The organism is Ruegeria sp. N11, assembly GCF_056531525.1.
Genome location: NZ_JBQFLX010000003.1, coordinates 1 through 21,970 on the forward strand (window position 1 = coordinate 1; position 21,970 = coordinate 21,970).

The 21,970-nt window shown below is 58.0% G+C and carries 17 protein-coding genes; 10 read left to right on the plus strand and 7 right to left on the minus strand.

Annotation, left to right across the window (positions count from 1 at the left end):
• Positions 1–511: 511 nt before the first annotated feature.
• Both ACR0J8_RS03655 and ACR0J8_RS03660 read right to left on the minus strand, forming a co-directional pair.
• Entirely contained in the window at positions 512–1,213 is a 702-nt protein-coding gene (locus tag ACR0J8_RS03655; protein ID WP_480888891.1) for a ferritin-like domain-containing protein, read from the minus strand.
• A gap of 73 nt (positions 1,214–1,286) precedes the next feature.
• Positions 1,287–1,748, minus strand: a complete 462-nt coding sequence (locus tag ACR0J8_RS03660) for a peroxiredoxin (RefSeq protein ID WP_480888892.1) — start codon at positions 1,746–1,748, stop codon at positions 1,287–1,289.
• A 72-nt stretch (positions 1,749–1,820) separates the two neighbouring features.
• Between ACR0J8_RS03660 and ACR0J8_RS03665 the strand changes: the two genes are divergently transcribed.
• The 4 genes from ACR0J8_RS03665 to ACR0J8_RS03680 all read left to right on the plus strand — a co-directional run bounded on the left by ACR0J8_RS03665 (position 1,821) and on the right by ACR0J8_RS03680 (position 8,363).
• Positions 1,821–5,201, plus strand: a complete 3,381-nt coding sequence (locus ACR0J8_RS03665) for a YhdP family protein (RefSeq protein ID WP_480888893.1) — start codon at positions 1,821–1,823, stop codon at positions 5,199–5,201.
• A gap of 44 nt (positions 5,202–5,245) precedes the next feature.
• The gene (queA, locus tag ACR0J8_RS03670; RefSeq protein ID WP_480522634.1) at positions 5,246–6,292 is read left to right on the plus strand and encodes a tRNA preQ1(34) S-adenosylmethionine ribosyltransferase-isomerase QueA; all 1,047 of its coding nucleotides are present in this window, start codon (positions 5,246–5,248) and stop codon (positions 6,290–6,292) included.
• A 112-nt stretch (positions 6,293–6,404) separates the two neighbouring features.
• Entirely contained in the window at positions 6,405–7,676 is a 1,272-nt protein-coding gene (locus ACR0J8_RS03675) for an MFS transporter (protein ID WP_170610327.1), read from the plus strand.
• 108 nt (positions 7,677–7,784) lie between these two features.
• Positions 7,785–8,363 carry a DUF924 family protein gene (locus ACR0J8_RS03680; protein ID WP_170610329.1) on the plus strand — a complete coding sequence of 193 codons (579 nt, stop codon included), beginning with the start codon at positions 7,785–7,787 and terminating at the stop codon, positions 8,361–8,363.
• On the opposite strand, the gene ACR0J8_RS03685 is transcribed toward ACR0J8_RS03680, so the two are convergent.
• Entirely contained in the window at positions 8,360–8,794 is a 435-nt protein-coding gene (locus ACR0J8_RS03685) for a hypothetical protein (protein ID WP_480522493.1), read from the minus strand. The genes ACR0J8_RS03680 and ACR0J8_RS03685 overlap by 4 nt on opposite strands.
• A 215-nt stretch (positions 8,795–9,009) precedes the next feature.
• Here ACR0J8_RS03685 and lpdA point away from each other — a divergent pair, with 215 nt between their 5' ends.
• Positions 9,010–10,404 (plus strand): dihydrolipoyl dehydrogenase, encoded by a 1,395-nt coding sequence (gene lpdA, locus ACR0J8_RS03690; RefSeq protein WP_170610335.1) that lies wholly within the window; start codon positions 9,010–9,012, stop codon positions 10,402–10,404.
• A 137-nt stretch (positions 10,405–10,541) separates the two neighbouring features.
• Here the strand turns inward: lpdA and ACR0J8_RS03695 are convergent, their stop codons facing one another.
• A complete protein-coding gene (locus ACR0J8_RS03695; RefSeq protein WP_480888894.1) occupies positions 10,542–11,927 on the minus strand; it encodes a M20/M25/M40 family metallo-hydrolase in 1,386 nt (461 codons plus the stop codon).
• Between the two features lie 328 nt (positions 11,928–12,255).
• On the opposite strand from ACR0J8_RS03695, the gene hemA reads away from it, so the two are divergent.
• The 4 genes from hemA to ACR0J8_RS03715 all read left to right on the plus strand — a co-directional run bounded on the left by hemA (position 12,256) and on the right by ACR0J8_RS03715 (position 16,880).
• Entirely contained in the window at positions 12,256–13,479 is a 1,224-nt protein-coding gene (gene hemA, locus ACR0J8_RS03700) for a 5-aminolevulinate synthase (protein ID WP_480888895.1), read from the plus strand.
• Between the two features lie 130 nt (positions 13,480–13,609).
• Positions 13,610–14,824 carry a helix-turn-helix domain-containing protein gene (locus ACR0J8_RS03705; RefSeq protein ID WP_170610344.1) on the plus strand — a complete coding sequence of 405 codons (1,215 nt, stop codon included), beginning with the start codon at positions 13,610–13,612 and terminating at the stop codon, positions 14,822–14,824.
• A gap of 71 nt (positions 14,825–14,895) precedes the next feature.
• Positions 14,896–16,017, plus strand: a complete 1,122-nt coding sequence (gene ispG, locus ACR0J8_RS03710) for a flavodoxin-dependent (E)-4-hydroxy-3-methylbut-2-enyl-diphosphate synthase (RefSeq protein WP_480522489.1) — start codon at positions 14,896–14,898, stop codon at positions 16,015–16,017.
• Between the two features lie 14 nt (positions 16,018–16,031).
• Positions 16,032–16,880, plus strand: a complete 849-nt coding sequence (locus tag ACR0J8_RS03715; protein ID WP_480522488.1) for an SDR family NAD(P)-dependent oxidoreductase — start codon at positions 16,032–16,034, stop codon at positions 16,878–16,880.
• Between the two features lie 152 nt (positions 16,881–17,032).
• Here ACR0J8_RS03715 and ACR0J8_RS03720 read toward each other — a convergent pair whose 3' ends face one another.
• The 3 genes from ACR0J8_RS03720 to ACR0J8_RS03730 form a co-directional block, all read right to left on the minus strand.
• Entirely contained in the window at positions 17,033–18,469 is a 1,437-nt protein-coding gene (locus ACR0J8_RS03720) for an arylsulfatase (RefSeq protein ID WP_480888896.1), read from the minus strand.
• 200 nt (positions 18,470–18,669) lie between these two features.
• Positions 18,670–19,428 (minus strand): DsbA family protein, encoded by a 759-nt coding sequence (locus ACR0J8_RS03725; RefSeq protein WP_480522486.1) that lies wholly within the window; start codon positions 19,426–19,428, stop codon positions 18,670–18,672.
• Complete coding sequence (locus ACR0J8_RS03730; protein ID WP_480522485.1) at positions 19,425–20,804, minus strand: M48 family metalloprotease; 1,380 nt, start codon at positions 20,802–20,804, stop codon at positions 19,425–19,427. Before ACR0J8_RS03730 ends, ACR0J8_RS03725 begins: the two co-directional genes overlap by 4 nt.
• Between ACR0J8_RS03730 and ACR0J8_RS03735 the strand changes: the two genes are divergently transcribed.
• A complete protein-coding gene (locus tag ACR0J8_RS03735) occupies positions 20,803–21,966 on the plus strand; it encodes a pyridoxal phosphate-dependent aminotransferase (protein ID WP_480522484.1) in 1,164 nt (387 codons plus the stop codon). The genes ACR0J8_RS03730 and ACR0J8_RS03735 overlap by 2 nt on opposite strands.
• Positions 21,967–21,970: the final 4 nt, after the last annotated feature.

A 21,970-nucleotide genomic window follows, 5' to 3' on the forward strand; every position in this document is an offset into this window, starting at 1 on the left:
GAAACTCGTCCGTTCGTTTCGTTCCCATAGTTCATCTCCTTTGCTGCAATAAATGCTATCAAAGGAGCGGCATCAAACCGCGACACGTCCACCTTGGCACACGCCAGCTATTTGGAGAGCGCGCGTGCCAAGGTGCCAGTCACTCTGAAATGGCTGGGTATTGCGCCTCTCAGTGGTCGCAAAACATACTGCCGTTGGCAGTCCAATAATGAAAACGTCTGAAGTAGTTGAGACCATCTGAGTCTCCGTCCGTGGCTGTAAGTCAAATCTTGTCAGCAACGAGTACCTAACTAAATGGCATCAAGTGCTGTCGGTCATTTTTGATCCCAGAACGTCCAATCTTGTAAGGCATTGTGATGTTTTGTTTTTTGTAGGCGCTGCGTATGTGTATGTGGGCACATTTCGAAAGTTCCATCCGAAAAATACTTGTTCTGTAATCCCAAGTGATGAAGCAAGTCTTTCGAAGAGGTAATCTGACTTGATGAAAATATTATTAATAATTTACTGATACTTAGGTGCTATAGGCTTCCTCTGGAACGAAATGGTTGGCATATAAATGAAACCATTTCGAGCCGTACGCCACGTGGCCGACCTCTTCGGCATAGATCACCTCAAGCGCGGCGATGGCTTCATCTGCACCAGCCTTGCGGAAGATTTCGATCATGCCCGGCGTGACGTCCAGACCACGTGCCTCCAGCACCATTGGCACCACGGCCAGCCGCCCCATCAAATCGTCGGCCGTATCTTCAGCCGCGCGCCACATTCCGGCATGGGCGGGCAGGGCGCCATAGAAACTGCCCATCTGTTCAAGGCAATCACAGACCATTTCGAAATGGCGCGACTCCTCTTCGGCGCATTTGACCCAATCGTCATAAAACCCGATCGGCATGGAGATGTGACCGAACCGGGCGATGATATCCCAGTGGAGGTCCACTGCATTCAGCTCGATATGGGCCACTGCGTGTAACAGCGCGATGCGACCGGCCTCGGAGCCGGGGCGGCGTTTGGGTACGTCGCGCGGCGACCGAAGTTCGGGCTTTTCAGGCCGTGCCGGGTTCAGAGGTGGCGTGGCGGTGCCGATTTCAATCCGCGGCGCTTCACCCTTGCGGGCAGCAAACCATGCGGCGGCATGGCGCTTGGAAAGCGCGGTCTTGGCCCGCCCATCTGCCGTGTTCAGAACTTCGGTCGCCATCGTCGTCAGCGTGTCGGACACGGGTATCCTCCGCAGTAGCCTGGTGTCGCGCGGTTGATAGACCGTATGGTCGCCTGGGTCGAGGGGGCCGAACCTAAAGTGCGCGTACAGCCTCCAGCACCTCGTCGACGTGACCGGGCACCTTGACCTTGCGCCAGACCCGGGCGATCCGACTATCAGCGTCGATCAGAAAGGTTGATCTTTCGATCCCCATGGATTTGCGCCCATACATGTTCTTTTCCACCCAGACCCCGTAGTCCTCGCAAGTGGTTGATCCCTCGTCTGACAACAGCGGTGTGGTCAGTCCATGCTTGGCGACGAATTTGTCGTGCTTGGCCACACTGTCCCTCGAGATGCCGAAAACTTGAGCGCCAGCTTCCGCAAAGCTCTGAAGTTGTTCCGAGAAACCGATGGATTCCTTGGTGCAGCCCGGCGTATCATCACGGGGGTAAAAGAATAAGACGACGGCTTGGCCGCGCAGGTCCGACAAGGTAATTTCACCGCCTCCGTCCCGTGGCAGGGCGAAATCGGGGGCTATGTCTGAAACATCGGGCATTGGAAACTCCGTTGAATTGGTCAAGTTCGGTTTAGCGGACTATAGGGCGGCACGAGCAGGTTGAAAGGTGTAGTGAACGCTTTGACGGAAAACGAAGAACAGCAGACCGGAGAGGCCAGCCAGCCTCCACGCCGGCGGTCACGTCGCCGCGCCGCCAGCCTTTGGGCGATGCGGGGTGTCGCGCTGTTGGTTCTGTTGGGTCTTTTCACCGGATTCATGGTTCTGGGCCAGACGATGCATGCGCCCGCCTGGCTGCGCGACCGGGTCGAAGAACGTCTGGAGAGGACGCTGGGCGGGCTGCAGATCCGCTTTGGGGATGTCACTTTCGTTATCCACGAAGGGTGGCGACCCAGATTGCGGCTGAGCGACGTAAGTATCAGCGATGCGGCAGGTCAGCAAATCGCACAGGTTTCTGACTTGCAAGCCAGCCTGGCGATGCGCCCCCTGTTGCGCGGTAACGTGCGGCCCAAGCGTATCATGCTCAGCGGTGCCCAGATCGACCTGACCCGGGGGCTGGACGGTGCGCTGACACTGACCGTCGGCTCCGGCAGCGCGCCGGTTCAAGAGGCGCCCGATCTGGCGCAGCTGATCGAGGAAGCCGACGAGATATTCCTGTCGCCGCTCCTGTCCGCTCTGACGTCGGTGGAACTGGATGCGATCACTCTGGGCTACCAGGATTTGCGCCTGGGCCGGTCCTGGGTTCTGGACGGGGGCCACATTCAGGCCATTCGCAGCGCGGGAGAGATGCGGCTTGCCACCGGGTTTTCGGTACTGACCGGGCGCGATTACGCCAGCACGATCGAGGCAAATTACACAAGTACACTGGGTTCGCCGCAGGCCAGTTTCGGCATTTCCATTACTGATCTGCCCTCCGAGGATATTGCCGGACAAAGTCTGGCACTGTCGTGGTTGCAGGTGCTCAAGACCGCGATCTCTGGCGCGTTGCGCGGCAGTTTCGATACCGAAGGTGCTTTGGGTCCGGTGTTTGCGACGCTGAACCTTGGGGCGGGTGCTGTGCAGCCTACAGCGGATATCAAACCGATCCCGTTTGAAGCCGCGCGCACTTATTTCACCTACGATCCCAAAGGCCAGACGCTGGATTTCAACGAGGTGTCAATCGAGTCGGCATGGGGGTCCGTACATGCCGACGGCAAGGCGTTTTTGCACGGTCTGGAAAATAATGTGCTTGAAAGCCTGTCATCGCAGCTAAGGCTGAGTGCCATCCGGATCAACCCGGCCAATTTGTTTCCCAAGACGCTCGAACTGTCGCGTGCCGAGCTTGATTTCCAGATGAAGCTTGCCCCATTTCGCCTGCGACTTGGCCAGATGGTGATTGAGGATGGCAGCCACCGTTTGCTTGCGTCGGGGCGGCTGGAAGGTCTGACCGATGGCTGGGCCGGTGGGCTGGATGCTCATCTGGATAAAATGCCGTCCGACGATCTTTTGAACTATTGGCCCGAGCGTCTGGCGCCCAAACCCAGGAAATGGGTCTCCGAGAACGTTTACCAAGGCAATCTTTCGAACGTGGATTTTGCTTTGCGGCTAAAACCGGGAGTTAAGCCCGATATCTATCTGGACTTCGGGTTCAGTGAAACGACTGTCCGATTTGCAAAAACGTTGCCTCCGGTCCAGGACGCACACGGGCAGGCAAGCCTGCTGAGCGACCGGTTCACCGTGACCGCGCAAAGCGGGGTCGTGATCCCTGACGTAGGTGGGCCCGTGGACGCATCGGGCACGTCCTTCATTATTCCTGATACAGGTATCAAGAAGTCCTCTCCGGCCATCGCACGTATTCAGGCAAGCGGCAGCACAACGGCGGCCCTGTCACTGCTGGAGCGCCCACCATTGCAACTGATGAGCAAGGCAAATCTGCCGGTTGAACTGGCGGATGGCGACCTGAAGGTTGAAGGCACGCTGGCCTTGCCAATGCACAAGGGGCTGGATTTTGAGGATACCGAGTTTCATTTCACCGGTGAGCTGGGAAACCTGTTCAGCGACCGGCTGGTGCCCGGCTTCACCGTCAGCGCGGACCGTCTGACGCTGACCGGTGATCAGAACGACATTGCCATTGAAGGTTACGGTTTGTTCGGTGCTGTGCCGGTACAGGCGCGCTGGAACCAGCCGATTGGCACCGGCGGTGCGCAGCGCAGCACCTTGAGCGGCCAGATTGAACTCTCACCCCGTCTCATGGATGAACTCAAGGCCGGCCTGCCAAACGGGATGCTGACCGGGCAGGGGACGGCCGATTTCGATTTGGGTATCGGTGGAGGAGAGCCGCCAAGGTTGACGGCGACGTCTGATCTTGTCGGCGTTGGTCTGGCGATACCGGAACTTGGTTGGAGAAAAGCTGACGGAAGCGCGGGCACGATGGATGTCGAAGCGACGCTCGGCGATCAGTTGAAGGTGGATCAGTTGCAGATCGACGCAGCAGGGCTGCGCAGCAAGGCGTCGATTTCGTTCCGCGAAGGGGGGGCGTTCGACCGGGTCAGCTTCAGCTCGTTCGATTTGGGTGATTGGCTGGCCGTGCCTGCCGAACTGATCGCGCGCGGGGCCGGGGCCCCGGACATTCGGGTGCTGGGCGGTGTCATGAACATGGCAAAGGCAACCTTTGGCCAAAGCAGTGGCGGTGGTGGTGCAGGGGCCGGGCCAAGACTGAACGTCGCGCTGGATCGTCTGCAGATCACGGAAGCCGTTGCATTGACCGGTTTCAAAGGCGCGTTTGCAACAACCGGGGGCGTCAACGGTGGTTTCACTGCACAGGTCAATGGCGGGGCAACTGTACAGGGGCAGGTCACGCCGCGCGCGGGGCGCAGCGCCGTCACCCTGAAATCACAGGACGCGGGGGCGGTCCTGCGCTCGGCCGGAGTGATAACGCAGGCGCGTGGCGGAGGATTTGACCTGCAACTTGAGCCGGTAGCAGGTCCCGGAAATTATGACGTGATCCTGAAGATCGTAGATACGCGGATCAAGGATGCGCCAGCCATGGCGGCGCTTCTGAACGCCATCAGCCTGGTGGGGCTGGTAGACGAGATGGCGGGTCAGGGCATTTTCTTTTCGGCAATCGACAGCCGGATGCGGATCACGCCGACAGAGATCAAGGTGCTCAGCGGCAGCGCGGTTGGGCCGTCGATGGGCCTTTCTTTTGACGGAAGCATTGATACGGTAACCCAGCGACTGAATTTGCGCGGGGCGATCTCACCCATCTATCTGGTGAATGCCATCGGTAGCGTTTTGACCCGAAAGGGTGAAGGTGTTTTTGGCTTCAACTACACGCTGAAGGGGCCGCTGACGAATCCCAAGGTTTCGGTGAATCCTTTGTCGGGTCTGGCGCCCCTGTTTCTGCGGGACCTGATGCGTGCCCCTGCACCCACCGTGTCGGATGGCCCGAATGCCCAGGCGCCCAAGCCGGATGAACCCAAACGCACCTACGGTTCCCCGCCAAAAGATCATTGAACGCAACTGTGGCCGAATCTATCGCGGCCTTGTATGGCGCGGCCATGAAACTCAGCGATTTTGATTTCCATCTGCCCGAAGACCTGATTGCCACGCGGCCCGCCAGCCCGCGTTCCTCGGCCCGTTTGCTGGTGGCGCAGGGGGATTCAATTTCGGACGGGCATGTGTTCGATCTGCCCGATTGGTTGGAGCCCGGCGACAGGCTGGTGCTGAATGACACGCGCGTGATCCCCGCACGCCTGAACGGACACCGCCATCGCGACAGCGCGCAGGGGCCGGTATCGGCCGCGATCCAGGCGACTTTGCTGGATCCGCAGGCCGATGGCACATGGTCCGCTTTGGTCAAACCGTTGAAGAAGGTGAAGCCGGGTGAGGAAATCCGCTTCTCGGACCAACTGAGCGCGACGCTGGAGACCGTCGCAGACGGACAGGCCTTTTTACGCTTCAACCTGACGGGCCAGGATTTCGATGCGGCGCTTGAACAGGCCGGTGCGATGCCTTTGCCCCCTTACATTGCAGCGAAACGTCCGGCGGACGATCAAGACAAGACCGATTATCAGACGATCTGGGCCAGAAATTCGGGCGCGGTGGCCGCGCCGACCGCGTCGTTGCATTTCGATGAACCCTTGATGCAGGCGCTGGCGGACCGGGGTGTTTCGATCACTCATGTCACTCTGCATGTCGGGGCCGGAACCTTCCTGCCAGTCAAGGTCGAGGATGTCAAAACCCACAAGATGCATGCAGAATGGGGCAGGGTCAGTGCCGAAGCCGCCGCCGATATCCGGACGACCAAAGCCGCGGGCGGGCGGGTCATTCCTGTGGGAACCACTGCATTGCGTCTGATCGAAAGCGCGGCCCGAAATGGCGAGATCGAAGCCTGGGAAGGGGATACGGATATCTTCATTTATCCCGGCTTTCGTTTTAACGTCACAGATGCGCTGATGACCAACTTCCACTTGCCGAAATCCACTTTGTTGATGCTGGTTTCGGCCCTGATGGGACAGGATCGGATGCGCAAGGTCTACGCGAACGCAATCGCCCGGAAGTATCGCTTCTTTTCGTACGGAGACGCGTCGCTTTTAATCCCGTGAATGGCGCGTTCGCTGGATCAGGCGCTGGCAATATCATAGACAAGCACGATCAGAGTGTTTTTTGATCTGACTGCGGTGCGGACAGATAGATTGGCAATTTTCGGAGGCCCCGATGCTTCAGGTTCTTTCCAGCGCATGGGCGCTTCTTCTCGGTATGGGGTTGCTGATGATCGGCAACGGCCTGCAGGGTACAATCCTGGGTGTCCGCGGCGAAATCGAAGGGTTCTCGACCCTCGAGATGTCCTTTGTTATGTCGGCATACTTCCTTGGGTTTCTGGGTGGGTCCCGTCTGGCGCCGGAAATGATCCGGCGAGTTGGCCATGTACGTGTTTTTGCGGCGCTGGCCTCGTTCATCTCGGCTGTGATGATCATGTACCCGATGCTGACCGATCCGATCGCCTGGATTCTCGGGCGCGTGGTAATCGGTTTCTGCTTTTCCGGTGTTTATGTGACCGCTGAAAGCTGGCTGAACAACGCGGCCAGCAATGAAAACCGCGGGCAGGCGCTGTCGCTGTATATGATTGTGCAGATGGCGGGGATCATCAGTGCTCAGGCCCTTATGCTGGTCGGCGACCCGGCAGGCTATGAGACATTCGTGATCGCATCGATCCTTGTTTCGGTCTCCTTTGCGCCCATCTTGCTGTCGATTTCACCGACCCCGGCATTTGACACCGCCAAACCCATGACGTTGCTTCAGCTAATGGGGATATCACCCCTGGGCTGCGTGGGCATGTTCCTGCTGGGTGGCGTCTTTTCAGCTCAGTTCGGCATGGCCGCCGTTTACGGCGCGCGGGCAGGGCTTTCGCTGGTCGAAATCTCGACCTTTGTCGCCTCGTTTTATATCGGCGCGATGGTACTGCAATACCCGTTGGGTTGGTTTTCCGACCGTATGGACCGGCGTGTGCTGATCCTTGTCGTCGCAACGCTGGGTGGCTGCGGGTCAACAGTGGCCATGCTTTTCGGCGTATCGTTTCCAATCCTTCTGGGCGCGGCCTTCCTGATCGGCGGAATGTCCAACCCGCTATATTCCCTGCTGATTGCCCACACGAACGACTTCTTGGACCACGATGACATGCCCGCCGCATCCGGCGGTCTTGTATTCATCAACGGGCTTGGAGCAATTGCAGGCCCGCTGATCACCGGTTGGCTGATGGGTGATGCGATCTTCGGGCCACCGGGCTTTTTTCTGTTTATTGCCGCACTGTTATTCGTGATGGCCTTCTATTCGCTATACCGTATGACACAGCGCGCTTCTGTACCGGTCGACGAAACTGGCACCATGTCGACCCTTTACCCGACGGCTTCGCCTGTGGCGTTTGAATTGGCGCAGGAGGTTGCCATCGAAGCCGCCGAAGCCGAGCAGGCTGAGCGGGTTGATGCCTAGGACACAGATTTATGTCGCAAGTGTTGCAATATGTTACTGTAACACTTCTGTAAAACGGCCTTAAATGACGTTACGTCCCTGGGGAGGACAATGCACGGAGTGACGGCAATGGTTACGCCTGAAGAAGTATTGAGTTTTTGGTTAGATGAAGTTGGCCCCGAAGGATGGTATATTCAGGATGACGCGCTGGACGCGAAAATCCGGGACAAGTTCTTAAAAACCTGGGAAGCCGCGAAAGAGGGCAAGTTTTCTCTTTGGCTCACCTATCCCAGCGGTGCTTTGGCCTACATCATTTTGACGGACCAGTTCCCGCGAAACATGTTCCGGGGCTCTGGAAAGGCATTCTCGACGGATCGTGCAGCGCTGGCGGCTGCGAAATGTTCGGTCGACAAAGGCTGGGATTTGAAGATTGATGAACCCGCCCGGCAGTTCTTTTATCTTCCGATGATGCATTCGGAAAATCTGTGTGATCAGGAACGGTGTGTACGCCTGATTTGTCAGAACCTCAGCGAATGCAATCCGGGCAACCTGTTGCACGCGCGCGCGCATCGCGAAGTAATCCGCAAGTTCGGTCGCTTTCCCTATCGCAACGAAGCGTTGTCGCGGCAGATGACGGAACATGAGGCTGCTTATGTAAGCAAAGGTGGCTACGGGTCCACCGTTCGCGAATTGCAGGCCGCAAGCTAGGACGCAGGTTTACACTCACGGATCGCGATGACTCTGTCGGCGATAGCGTCGGCAGATGTATGGATTGCATTGTTGATCAACTCGTCCGGGGACTCTGACAGATCAGTGAAGCGCTCCTGAACCGATTGCAGACGATCCTGTGTTTCTTGCAAACGATCCAGTGCGGTTGTCACGCGTAGTTTTACAGCGCTATCCAGAACGTCACCATTTACCTGGATCAGTGTCAGTTCATCCCTCAACCCCTTGATCTCATCCCTGATGCCTTGTGCCTGTTCCTGCAGGGGGGCCACGACCTGCAGCTTTTCAGCAAACCCGGTTGTTATCCCCTCAAGGGTCGAAGCCAGTTTCCATCCCAAAAACAGGCACAGCGCCAGCAGAAGCAAAGTCGCGTTCAGCAGGGCAAGTACAAGATCTTTAAGCGTTTTGGCCATGAGTCATCTTTCAGTTGAAGCTTGATCAGAAAAGGCCGGAGAACTCCGCCGTTTTTGTTCTAACGCCCGTTCTTCCGTCGGTATAGGCAGAAATCCGCGTCTTTCGATTTGGATGACCTTGCGTCGCTTTTGTCGCGGAGACGGCATATTGATGCATTGCGGGGAATAGTTTAATGGTAAACTAATTTTCAATCGACCTGCGCCGAGAGGAACACATGGCAGCACAATCTTTTGATCTGATCGTAATCGGTGCCGGTCCCGGCGGATATGTCGCTGCCATTCGCGGCGCACAGCTGGGTCTGAAAACCGCTGTTGTCGAACGTGAACATTTGGGGGGCATCTGCCTGAACTGGGGATGTATCCCGACAAAGGCGCTGCTACGGTCTTCCGAAGTTTTCCATCTGATGGAACGCGCGAAGGATTTCGGCCTGAGCGCGGATAAGGTCGGCTATGACCTCGACGCGGTCGTCAAACGCTCGCGCGGCGTTGCAGCCCAACTGTCGGGCGGAATTGGACATCTTCTGAAGAAAAACAAAGTCACCGTCGTGATGGGTGAGGCAACAATCCCTGCCAAAGGGAAAGTCAGCGTCAAAACCGACAAGGGGACCGAGGAACTGACCGCCAAGAATATCGTCCTGGCCACCGGTGCCCGTGCGCGCGAACTGCCGGGCCTCGAGGCCGACGGCGATCTGGTCTGGACATACAAGCATGCGCTGCAACCACCGCGGATGCCGAAAAAGTTGCTGGTCATTGGTTCCGGCGCAATTGGCATCGAATTTGCCAGCTTCTACAACACGTTGGGTGCCGACACGACCGTAGTTGAAGTCATGGATCGGGTTCTGCCGGTTGAAGACGCGGAAATCAGCGGTCTGGCGAAGAAGGCATTTACCAAGCAGGGCATGAAGATCATGGAAAAAGCCATGGTCAAGCAACTGGATCGCGCCAAGGGTAAAGTCACGGCCCATATCGAGGTCAAGGGCAAGGTCGAAAAGCACGATTTTGATACCGTGATTTCTGCCGTGGGCATTGTCGGAAATGTTGAAGGCCTGGGGCTCGAGGCGCTGGGCGTCAAAATTGACCGAACCCATGTTGTGACGGACGAATACTGTCGCACCGGAGTCGATGGTCTTTATGCGATTGGTGATATCGCCGGTGCGCCCTGGCTGGCGCACAAGGCCAGTCACGAAGGTGTCATGGTCGCAGACTTGATCGCAGGTCAGCACGCACACCCGGTGAAACCTGAGAGCATTGCGGGATGCACCTATTGCCAGCCGCAGGTTGCATCTGTCGGCTATTCTGAAGCCAAGGCAAAGGAACTTGGGTATGACGTAAAAGTCGGCCGCTTCCCCTTCATCGGTAACGGTAAAGCCATCGCTTTGGGTGAACCGGAAGGTCTGATCAAGACCGTCTTCGACGCCAAAACGGGCGAACTGTTGGGGGCTCATATGATCGGCGCGGAAGTTACCGAACTGATCCAGGGCTATGTTGTGGGGCGTCAACTGGAGACCACGGAAGAAGATTTGATGAACACGGTCTTCCCGCATCCGACCCTGTCAGAGATGATGCATGAGAGCGTTCTCGATGCCTATGGGCGCGTAATCCACATGTAGCGCATCAGGGGGCGCTGCCCCCGCCGCCCTATGGGCGACTCCCCGGGGATATTTTTGAGCCAGATGAATGAAGGATCCCCAGTTCATCTGGCCCCAAATATCCCGGAGCGCGAGGCAGAGCCTCGCCTAAAACCGGTTCAGCGGGTCAGGGCGTCAAGAATACGGGCCCATGAGCGGATGCCTTTGTGAAAGCTTTTCACGTCGTATTTTTCATTCGGTGAGTGAATAGCATCATCGTCATTGGCATACCCGACCAGCATCGAATCTAATCCTAGAACCGTGTTGAAATAGCCAACCACAGGGATCGATCCGCCCATGCCGGTGAAGACCGCTTCGCGATCCCATTCATCCGAAAGCGCGCCGCGCGCCGCTTCGAATTCAGGGCGGTCAAGGTTCATGACCGAAGCAGGGGATCCCTCCAGATCGCTGTCCCAGATAACTTTGGCATCGGGTGACAGGCGGTCTTCGACATGTTTGCGGATTTTGTTGCGCAACGCGTCAGGGTCCATGTCGCCCACCAGACGGCAGGTGATTTTGCAATGCGCCTCGGACGGGATAACGGTTTTCGATCCCGCGCCGTTGTAGCCCCCCCACAACCCGTTCACCTCAAGCGTGGGGCGCGCCCATTGCTGTTCCAGCGTGGAATAATCCTTTTCACCGTGCGGCTGTGTGTACCCGACCGAGTTCAGGTATTCGGCTTCGTCAAATCCGCAGCCCTCCCATTGGCGTAACTGATCGGCGGGAACTTCGTGGACGCCCTCATAGAAGCCATCAACTGAAACGCGTCCAGTTTCATCGTCATAGAAAGAGGCGACGATTTTCGACAACTCCCGCAAAGGATTCAGGCCCGGGCCGCCATAGTGGCCCGAGTGCAGATCGATGCGGGGGCCGACGACGGTGAATTCGTCTTTCAGCATTCCGCGCAACCGCGATGCAATCGAAGGCACACCGCGAGATACCATGGAAGTGTCGCAAACCAGGGCCAGGTCAGCCTGCAATTCCTTTTTGTTGGCCTCAAGGAACGGCGCCAGCGATGGCGATCCAGACTCCTCTTCACCCTCGAAAAAGAACGTTATGCGGCAGGGCAGTTTCCCGTGAACCGCTTTCCAGGCGCGGCAAGCTTCGACAAAGGTCATCAACTGGCCCTTGTCGTCCGAAGAGCCGCGCCCGCGAATGACCTGACCATGTTCGGTGTCTTCCAGCGCCGGGTCGAAGGGATCGCGGTTCCAGAGGTTTAGCGGGTCGACCGGCTGCACATCATAGTGACCATAGAAAAGAACATGCGGGGCGTCATTGTCGTCACCAACATGACCGACAACCATGGGGTGACCAGGTGTCACGCGTTTTTCGGCGTCGATACCGATACTTTGCAGGTCGGATACCAGCCAGTCTGCCGCCTGATCGACCTTTTCCTTGAAGGCCGGGTCTGTCGAGATCGAAGGGATGCGAAGAAACTCCATCAGACGGTCGATAGAAGTGGTCAGATCGTCGTCGATCCTGCTCAGAACAGCGTCAAGCGACATTGCTTTCTCCTGAATGGTTGTGAATTTGCGCGGAGCCTATCAGCGCTGGCCGCGCCGTCCAGTGTGTATCGACGGGAATTTGGTCTATACTGATGAAATCGAAGCGCCAAACACGGCGGCCTGCGTCGTTTCCTCGCGTCTGATGGCCGTAACTTTACTTGTCTGCCGTTATGATAGGGGATAGTTGATGCAAATCAAAGTGGCCCGCCCCGCAACACGGTTAGGCAGACGGGGTAGGGAACCTGGCCGCTATGGCCTGAAAAGGTGCCAGTTGATAAAGTAAGTTACCCGGTTGTGGACGACCAGATCGGGGTGCAAGGAGAGACCGGTGGATTATACAGCTCAGCTCGATTCAGCGATTGCCAAGCTACATGAAGAAGGGCGCTACCGGACCTTTATCGACATTGAGCGTCGCAAGGGCCATTTTCCACATGCTGTACGCACTTGCCCGGATGGCTCGCAGCAAAACATCACTGTTTGGTGCGGCAACGATTATCTGGGGATGGGTCAGCACCCGGTTGTTCTGGACGCCATGCACGAGGCGGTGGATGCCGCCGGAGCAGGCTCGGGCGGAACACGCAACATTTCAGGCACGACGGTCTACCACAAACGGCTGGAAGCTGAATTGGCTGACCTGCACGGCAAGGAAGCCGCGCTGCTGTTTACCAGTGCTTATATCGCCAACGATGCGACGCTCAGCACGCTGCCGAAACTGTTCCCCGGTCTGATCATCTATTCCGATGCGCTGAACCATGCCTCGATGATCGAAGGCGTGCGCCGCAACGGCGAGGCCAAGCGGATCTTCCGTCACAACGACGTCGCACATCTGCGCGAGCTGTTGGAGGCTGACGACCCGGCCGCGCCCAAGCTGATTGCGTTCGAATCCGTTTATTCAATGGACGGCGATTTTGGCCCCATCGAAGAAATCTGCGATCTGGCCGATGAATTCGGCGCGCTGACCTACGTCGACGAAGTGCACGCGGTTGGCATGTACGGCCCGCGCGGCGGGGGCGTAACCGAACGTGATCGCCTGGCGCATCGCATCGATATTATCAATGGAACGCTCGCCAAGGCTTATGGTGTGATGGGTGGGTATATCGCCGCCAGCGCAAAAATGTGCGATGCCGTGCGTTCTTATGCGCCGGGCTTCATCTTCACAACCTCTCTGCCGCCTGCGGTTGCAGCCGGGGCGGCAGTGTCGGTTGCTTACCTGAAGCGGGCGCCCGAACTGCGCGAGCAGCATCAGACGCAGGCAAGTATCCTCAAGCTGCGGCTTAAGGGGCTTGGTCTGCCATTGATCGATCACGGCAGTCACATTGTTCCGGTGATTGTCGGAAATCCGGTGCACACGAAAAAGCTGAGCGATATGCTGTTGGACGATTACGGCATTTATGTGCAGCCAATCAATTTCCCAACTGTACCCCGTGGAACCGAGCGTCTGCGGTTTACCCCTTCTCCAGTGCATGGTCCGAACGAAATGGACCGCCTTGTACACGCTATGGACGAACTTTGGTCACATTGTGCGCTAAATCGCGCCGAACTTGCGGGTTAATCTAACACCAAAGTGTGCAACGTGTTTGACGCGTGTTAAGCTAACGGCAACAAAAGCATCGGACGAATCGTTTTGGGGATGATTCGCCGTTAGCGTGAAACACACGCGAAGGCAGAATGGGGCAGCAGGAATGATTGGGCGCAGATCTCAGCGCGATTCCGAACAGGATACCGACGTCAGACCGAAGGGTTTTGACGACTACGAGGTTCGGCTGGGTGATGTGATGCGTGGCGAACGCGCCACAATGGGCAAGTCGCTTCTGGATGTTCAGCGCGAGTTGCGGATCAAAGCCAACTACATCGCCGCGATAGAAAACGCCGACCCTGACGCCTTCGACACGCCCGGCTTTATCGCCGGGTATGTGCGTTCTTACGCGCGTTATCTGGGTATGAACCCGGATGATACCTTCGCCGCGTTCTGCCAGGAAAGCGGGTTCGAGGTTGCGCACGGCATGTCGGCCGAAGCTTCGGTCATCCGCAAGGGTACAGGCAATCTGCCATCCCGGGGACCGATGGGCCGTGACCCGTTTATTTCTCCGAACACACCGTATCTGCCCGGCAGGGAATCGTTCGTAAGTCAGATCGAGCCGCGTGCCATAGGATCTTCACTGGTTCTTGTGGCTGTCATCTGCGGCATTGGATATGGCGGCTGGTCGGTTCTGAATAGGATTCAGCAGGTTCAGGTCAGCCCGGTCGAACAGGCACCGGTTGTTCTGTCAGACCTTGATCCCTTGGATGCCGCGCGTTCGAAAGAAGATGTTCAGGAAGTGGCGGCACTGGAGACACCCAGCGCCGAGGCACTGGACCGCCTTTATCGCCCGCAGGCTTTGGACGTTCCGGTTCTGGTCGCGCGTGACGCACCGATTTCGACCCTTGATCCGCGGGAAGTGGGCGCCTTCCGGCCGCCGGAGCTGCCCGAAATTCAGCTGGCCGAAGTTCACACTGTCGAACGCCCCGCGCTGCCGCAGGTGGTCGAACAGATCGACACCACCCTCAAGATCGTAGCTGTGAACCCATCCTGGATGCGGATCACGGCGGCGGATGGCAGCATTCTGTTCGAAGGGACGCTGGGCACGGTCGAAAAAGGCAGTACATTCGAAGTGCCGCTGACCGAAGAACCGCCTCAATTGCGGGCAGGGGCATCGGGCGCGGTTTACTTCTCGATGAACGGTGAACACTTCGGGCCTGTTGGGGCACCCGGTACAGTCACCAAGGGTGTCGTGCTGTCGAAAGACGCGGTGGCAGAGCGGTTCCAGGTTGCCGACCTTGAGGCAGAACAGAACAGTGCGCTCAAACAACTGGTAGCCGAGTTGCAGACACAGGCGGCGGAAACTCCGTCCGAGTGATCTTGCCATTGCGATAGTGCTGTTGCCAGACTATCTAAAGTCGCAACTCTGGCTGTTCTGGACCCGTCCTCATGTCGCTCAATCACGTTCGTCCGTGGCGTAACATCTACCGCCGCAAATCCCGTCAGATCATGGTCGGAGATGTCGCCATAGGTGGTGATGCACCGATCGCGGTTCAGACGATGACGAACACCTTGACAACGGATGTGGCGGCCACTGTGGCACAGGTGCAAGCCGCAGCCGAGGCCGGCGCGGACATCGTGCGGGTGTCGGTCCCGGACGAGGCGTCATCGAAAGCACTGAAAGAGATCGTGCGCGAAAGCCCAGTACCGATTGTGGCCGATATCCACTTTCATTACCGCCGCGGCATCGAAGCCGCCGAAGCCGGCGCTGCCTGCCTGCGGATCAACCCCGGCAATATCGGCGACGAGAAACGGGTGAAAGAAGTAATCAAGGCCGCGCGCGACCACAATTGTTCGATCCGGATCGGCGTGAACGCAGGTAGCCTGGAAAAGCACCTGCTTGAAAAATACGGCGAGCCGTGCCCCGAGGCGATGGTCGAAAGCGGGCTGGAGCATATCCGCATCCTGCAGGACAATGATTTCCACGATTTCAAGATCAGCGTAAAGGCCAGCGACGTGTTCCTGTCCGCAGCGGCCTATCAGGGCATTGCCGAAGCAACGGACGCCCCGATCCATCTAGGGATCACCGAAGCTGGCGGACTTGTCTCAGGTACAATCAAGTCCGCAATCGGTCTGGGCAACCTGTTGTGGATGGGCATTGGTGACACGATCCGTGTCAGCCTGTCGGCTGACCCGGTCGAAGAGGTGAAGGTAGGATACGAAATCCTAAAATCGCTGGGCCTGCGCCATCGTGGGGTGAACATCATCTCGTGCCCCTCCTGCGCGCGGCAGGGGTTCGACGTGATCAAGACAGTCGAAGCGCTGGAACAGCGTCTTGAACACATCAAGACCCCGATGAGCCTTTCCATCATCGGCTGTGTCGTGAACGGCCCCGGTGAGGCGCTGATGACAGATGTCGGCTTTACCGGCGGCGGGGCAGGCTCGGGCATGGTTTATCTGGCCGGCAAGGCCAGCCATAAGATGTCGAACGATCAGATGATCGACCATATTGTTGAACAGGTCGAGAAGAAGGCGGCTGAGTTGGATGCCGCGCTGGAGGCTGCCGAGTAAACCAGAGGTCAGCGATGTATGAAAAGGCAATTGAACAAGGCGGTGTCGCCGTTGTCACTGGGGCGGCCAGCGGTGTAGGGCGCGTTGCTGCCCTTAGGTTTGCGCAAAGCGGGCTTAGCGTCATTCTGGCGGATTTGCCGGGGGACAAGCTGAACGAGGCCGTGGCAGAGGTCAGTGCCAGCACTGCTGAAGGTGCGCAGGTCATTGGTGTTGCCACCGATGTCTCCAAACAGGAAGACATCGACGCACTGGCCGAAAAGGCCTTTGCAACCGGTCCGGTTGCAGTTCTCATGAACAATGCCGGGGTCGGTCTGCCGACCAAAGCGTGGTCGGAGATGGAGAACTGGCTGAAACTGCTGGAAATCAACTTTCTGGGCGTGTTGCGCGGCGTTCAGGCCTTTCTGCCCCGCATGATCGAGGCGGACCGGCCGGCAGTCGTGATCAATACCGGATCAAAGCAGGGTATCACGACTCCGCCCGGCAATCCCGGCTACAATGTGAGCAAGGCCGCCGTGAAAGTGCTGAGCGAGCAGTTGGCGCATGAGTTGCGCGAGGCGGGCGCACCGATATCGGTACATCTGTTCGTTCCGGGCTTTACCTACACCGGGATGATCGCCGCCTTTCTGCCGGAAAAGCCTGCCGGGGCCTGGACAAGCGAGCAAACAATAGATCATTTCATCCATCGTATGGCGGACGGGGATTTCTACATCCTTTGCCCGGACAATGACGTGGACCAAACCCGCGACGCGCGCCGGATCGCGTGGAATGTCGAGGATATCACCCAGAACCGTCCGCCCTTGTCCCGATGGCACCCCGACTTCGCCGAAGGCTTTGCAAACTTCGAAAAGACCGGGGAAAAGTAAATAAGGCCGCGCGGAGCCATGCCTTTGCGATTGATGATGCAGCGTCGGGCCGAACGCATTGTAGGCGCGACGCCATGCGGAAAAAGCAGCGCCCGAAGATATCTTCGGCCGCTGTCTGCGACGGATGTCAGCTATGCGTACAAGGCCGCCATTCAGTCTTTGGTTGGTTCGTAGGGGTCCGGCGTTCCTGGGGGGATCGGAGGAAATTCCTCGAATGTAGCAAGGTGTTCCTGTAGCTGTGGCAACGCCTTTTCGACTGCCCAAGTGTGCGGGAAGAGCACGCTTTCGCGTTCATGCGGATCATTCAGAAGGTTGTAGACCCTTGGTGTGTCGAAGGACTCCGTCGCTCCAAAAGCCGTAGTGTTCTCTTTGAACAGAACTTTCCAGTCCTTCCATTTTACACCGAATATCTGTTCGCCCATGTAAACGATCACGCCTTCTCGGTTCGATCTCGGCTGGATGCCCAGAAAGAACTCGGACTGGTCGATGCCATCAAATGCCCGGTCCTCTGGTACTTTGCCGCCTGAGAATGCCGCCAGTGTTGGATAAAGGTCCATCGAGTGGACAACGTCATTGCTTTCTGAACCAGCGGGAATCTTCCCCGGCCACTTGATTGCGAAGGGCACGCGCATGCTTCCCTCGAGGCTGGTGAACAGAGTGCCCCGCCAAGGCCCCGCAGTACCATGTACCGCAGGAACCGGCGAGACATTGGCGTTTCCAACCGGAAGAGCTTCAGGGCCGTTGTCAGCAGTAAATATCACCACGGTGTCGTCGGAAACACCTGCCGCCTCGATCGCATCAACGATGCGCCCTATATAGGTATCTGTTTGAAGTAGAATGTCGGCCCAGACACCGTTTCCAGTGGTCCCTTCAAATTCTTTGGACACGATGTTTGGATAATGGGTCTGCGTGTAAGCAAGATAGATGAAGAAGGGTGCATCTTCCACACTCTTGGCTTTGATGAAATCGTTGGCCTTGATTGTCAGGTCGCCATCTATCTCGCCGCGATAGTCCAAGTCATAGGCCCGCGCAACGGTTGCCGGTTCGCCCGCAATTCCCTGCATGACAACAGGCTCTTCCATGTTGGCATCGGCAAAGCCCGCAAGCGAACGCCAGACCGTGACGTCCGTGGTTTCAACACCATAAAACTCGTCGAAGCCTTGGCTCGTCGGAAAGCGGCCTTCGGTCCAGCCTAGGTGCCACTTGCCGTACATGGCCGTGTTATACCCTGCTTCCTTAAGCATCTCGGCCATTGTGATTTCCCACTGGGTCAGACCGTAAACGCCACCTCCAAGTGGGACTGTATGGTTGCCACTCCGAATGCCGTAACGACCGGTCATAGTCGCTGCACGGGAAGGAGTGCACTGACTTTCCACGTTGAAGTTCGTAAGCCTAAAGCCCTCAGCGGCCAGAGCGTCCATTTCCGGGGTGGCGGTGCCACGAATTATCCCGCCGCCGTTGAACCCTGGCTCACCCCATCCAAAGTTATCGAGAAATATAAAGACAATATTGGGCTTGTCCTGAGCCGAGACGACAGTGCCCATTAGAAGAGATAGCAACAGTAGGAATGTTCGCGAAAACCGCTTCATGACGACGCTCCAAACAAATATCATTCGTTCGAGACTGGCGAAAAAGGGTGCCTGCGGTCAAGAATGACCGTCAGTTTCGGGCTCGAAGCAGCAATTGCGCTTCGAGCCTTCAAGGTTCTCACATGCACCATTTACCGCAAAGGTCTGGCGTGCGAAGCGGCCTATTTTTCAAGGAACATCAAAGGGTGATCCCGGAATCGTTATCCTTGTTCGGCCCGAACACCGTCCGCAATCTGTTGCATCTGGTCGGCAGGCAGGTAGCCGCGCAGAAGTTCAGTACCCAGCACGAACGACGGGGTGCCGGAAATCCGCATGCGTTGCGCCAGTTCTCGGGTTTGGGCGATCTCTTTGGAAACCGCGTCACTGTCCATGGCGGCGATGATGTCGTCGGTTTCAAGACCCAGACCATCCGAGAGACGACGCAGCGTGACTTCGTTGGGTTCGCCTGTGAATTCAAGCAGTGCATCGTGCACCTGCTTGTAGGCATCTGAACCTGCGACATGTTTGGTCGCCACGGCAAAGCGCGACGATATCATCGAAGCTTCGCCAAGGATTGGGAACTCCTTGATGATCAGCCGGATGTTCCCGTCTTCCGCCAGCAGAGCATCCACTTCGGGAACCGCACGGCGGCAATATCCGCAGCGATAGTCCATGAACTCGACCAGAGTGATGTCGCCATCGGGGTTTCCGCCCACCCAGCTATAGCCGTCATTGAACAGGTCCTCGGCATTGGCTGCGACCAGTTCCTGGTCAGCCACGGCCTCGGCGGCGGCGTTGCGCTGCTCCAGAATGTTGATCGCCTCGAGGATCACCTCGGGGTTTTGCAGCAGGTATTCGCGAACCTGTGTACCGAACTCGGCCTTTTCGGCGTCGCTCATGTCGTTCAGGTCCAGCGCCTGCACCGGTCCGGTGATCAGGGAAAGCCCAACAAGGGCCGTGGCTGCATGTCTGAGGATCATCTGCGTTTCCTTTTCTTTTCTACCTGTTCCGAGGCTATCAGCACATCCTGCGCCCTTTGCCACCCCGGAGACCCTTCGGGCAATTGCCTTATGGCCCGTTTTGCGTGGATGCCTGCATCGGCCATGCGACCTTGCAGGGCGTATCGTTCCGCTGTCACAACCGCGGCCATTCCGTTGTTGCCGACCTGAGAATAGGCAACCCCCAGATCCTGCATCAGCCGACCGTTTCGATAATCGCGCGCGCGGGCTTTTTCAAGCGCTTGCAGGGCGTTCTCGGTTTGCCCTTGCGCCAGCAGCGCACGCCCGTACCCGGCGAGGATAAGCGAGTCGTTCGGGGCCATTTCAACAGCACGGCCGTAGGCGGCAACAGCCTGATCCATCTGCCTGTTTTCCAGCAATATCTGCCCCTTGAGTTCGTAGTAGTACGGATCGTCCGGGCGAATGGCCAGTGCCCCGTCAATCGCCGCGCGGGCGGCCGCAAGATCTCGGTTCTGGTGGTGCGCTGCTGCCTGGCGCATCAGGCGAATATCCTCCGCGCTTTCCTCGCGCGCGCGTCGCATTGTCCAGGCAGGCGTTCGCAGAAACGCAGACAGCTTGCCCTTGACCCGGGCAAACCAGTAGTCGGCATTGGCGTTGTGGGTCGAGTTGTCTCCGAACTCGTCAAGAAACGCCTCGGCCGCGCGCAGGCGTTCCCGGCTGGTGGGGTGCGACCGTGTATAGGGATCCTGATTTGCCTCGCTCAGCAGTTCCTGGCCTGCAAACTTGCGATGCAGGGCCACCATGCCTTTTGGTGAAATGCCCGCCCATCGCAGATAACCTGCCGCACTGCGATCTGCCGATGCCTCTTCGGCGCGTGTATGCCCCAGAAAGCTGCGCAGGGCTGATCCGGATGTCCCGGCAGCGATGCCGCCGGCTGCTTCGCCACCGCCCGCCGCGGCGACAATCAGCGCCAAAGCGGTTCCCAGAGAAGCATTGCGCTTTGCGGCGCGCAGGTTTTCCACACGTCTGGCCAGATGGCCATTTGCGATATGTGCGGCCTCATGCGCGATGACAGCCTGCAGCATCTCGGGGCTGTCGACAGTCAGGATCAGCCCGTAGTTCACGTAGATGGCGTTGTAATCGATGACGAAGGCGTTGAACGTCTTGTCGTGGACGACCAGAATCCGCACCCTGTTCGTGTTCAGTCCAGCAGCCCGCAGCACCGGAAAAGCCAGTTCCCGCAATCCGTGTTCGATGTCAGGATCGCGGATCAGGCCCTGTGCCTTGGCGGGAACAGCGCCGGTTATCCATGTCACCGCAATCAGCAACATGGCCGGGATTGACGCCAGCCTGGATACGCGTTCAAAAGCCATGGCCGCAACATGGGAGATGGCCATGAGAAACTCAACCCGATCCGGGGTCGATCCCTTCATCGTGATGGATGTGATGGAAGCCGCGCGCCGCGCCGAAGAAGCAGGACGCCATATCATCCACATGGAAGTCGGGCAGCCCGGAACCGGTGCCCCCAAAGGCGCAGTCGAGGCTTTGGCGTCGGCCATGGGTCAGTCGCCGCTGGGCTATACCGTTTCGCTGGGCCTGCCGGCGCTGCGGCAACGGATCGCACAAATGTATGGCGAGTGGTACAATGTCGATCTGAACCCTGACCGGGTGGTGATTACGCCCGGATCTTCCGGTGGGTTTCTGCTGGCGTTCACCGCGCTTTTCGACAGCGGCGATCGGGTCGGTATCGGCGCGCCGGGCTATCCCTCTTACCGGCAGATCCTCAGGGCGCTTGGGCTGGTTCCGGTCGATCTGCCGACCGCGCCGGAAAACCGCCTGCAACCCGTCCCGGCGGATTTCGCGGGGCTTGATCTGCAAGGTTTGATGGTGGCGTCCCCGGCAAACCCGACCGGCACCATGCTGGATCGACCGGCTATGGCTGCGCTGATCGATGCGGCCCACGGACAGAACGCGTCATTCATCAGCGACGAAATCTACCACGGCCTGGAATACGAGGCCAAAGCCGTCACCGCGCTGGAACTGACGGACGAATGCTACGTCATCAACTCGTTCTCCAAGTATTTCTCGATGACCGGCTGGCGCGTCGGATGGATGGTGGTGCCCGAGGACCAGGTGCGCGTGGTCGAGCGGATCTCTCAGAACATGTTTATCTGCGCCCCACACGCCAGCCAGGTCGCGGCGCTGGCCGCGATGGATTGCGAGGACGAATTGCAAGCCAATCTGGACGTCTACCGGCAAAACCGAACCCTCATGCTGGACGGGCTGCCCAAAGCCGGATTTACCAATATCGCACCGCCGGACGGCGCTTTCTACGTTTATGCCGATGTATCGGACCTGACGCAGGACAGCCGCGCCTTTGCGGCTGAGATTTTGGAACAAGCCGGTGTGGCGGTGACGCCGGGGCTGGATTTCGATCCCGAACGCGGCCACAAGACCCTTCGATTTTCCTATGCCCGCTCGACGGCGGACATACAGGAAGGGTTGCAGCGGCTGCGCAGCTTCATGGCGGCACGAGGGGCCATCCCGCAGGCAGTGTAACCCG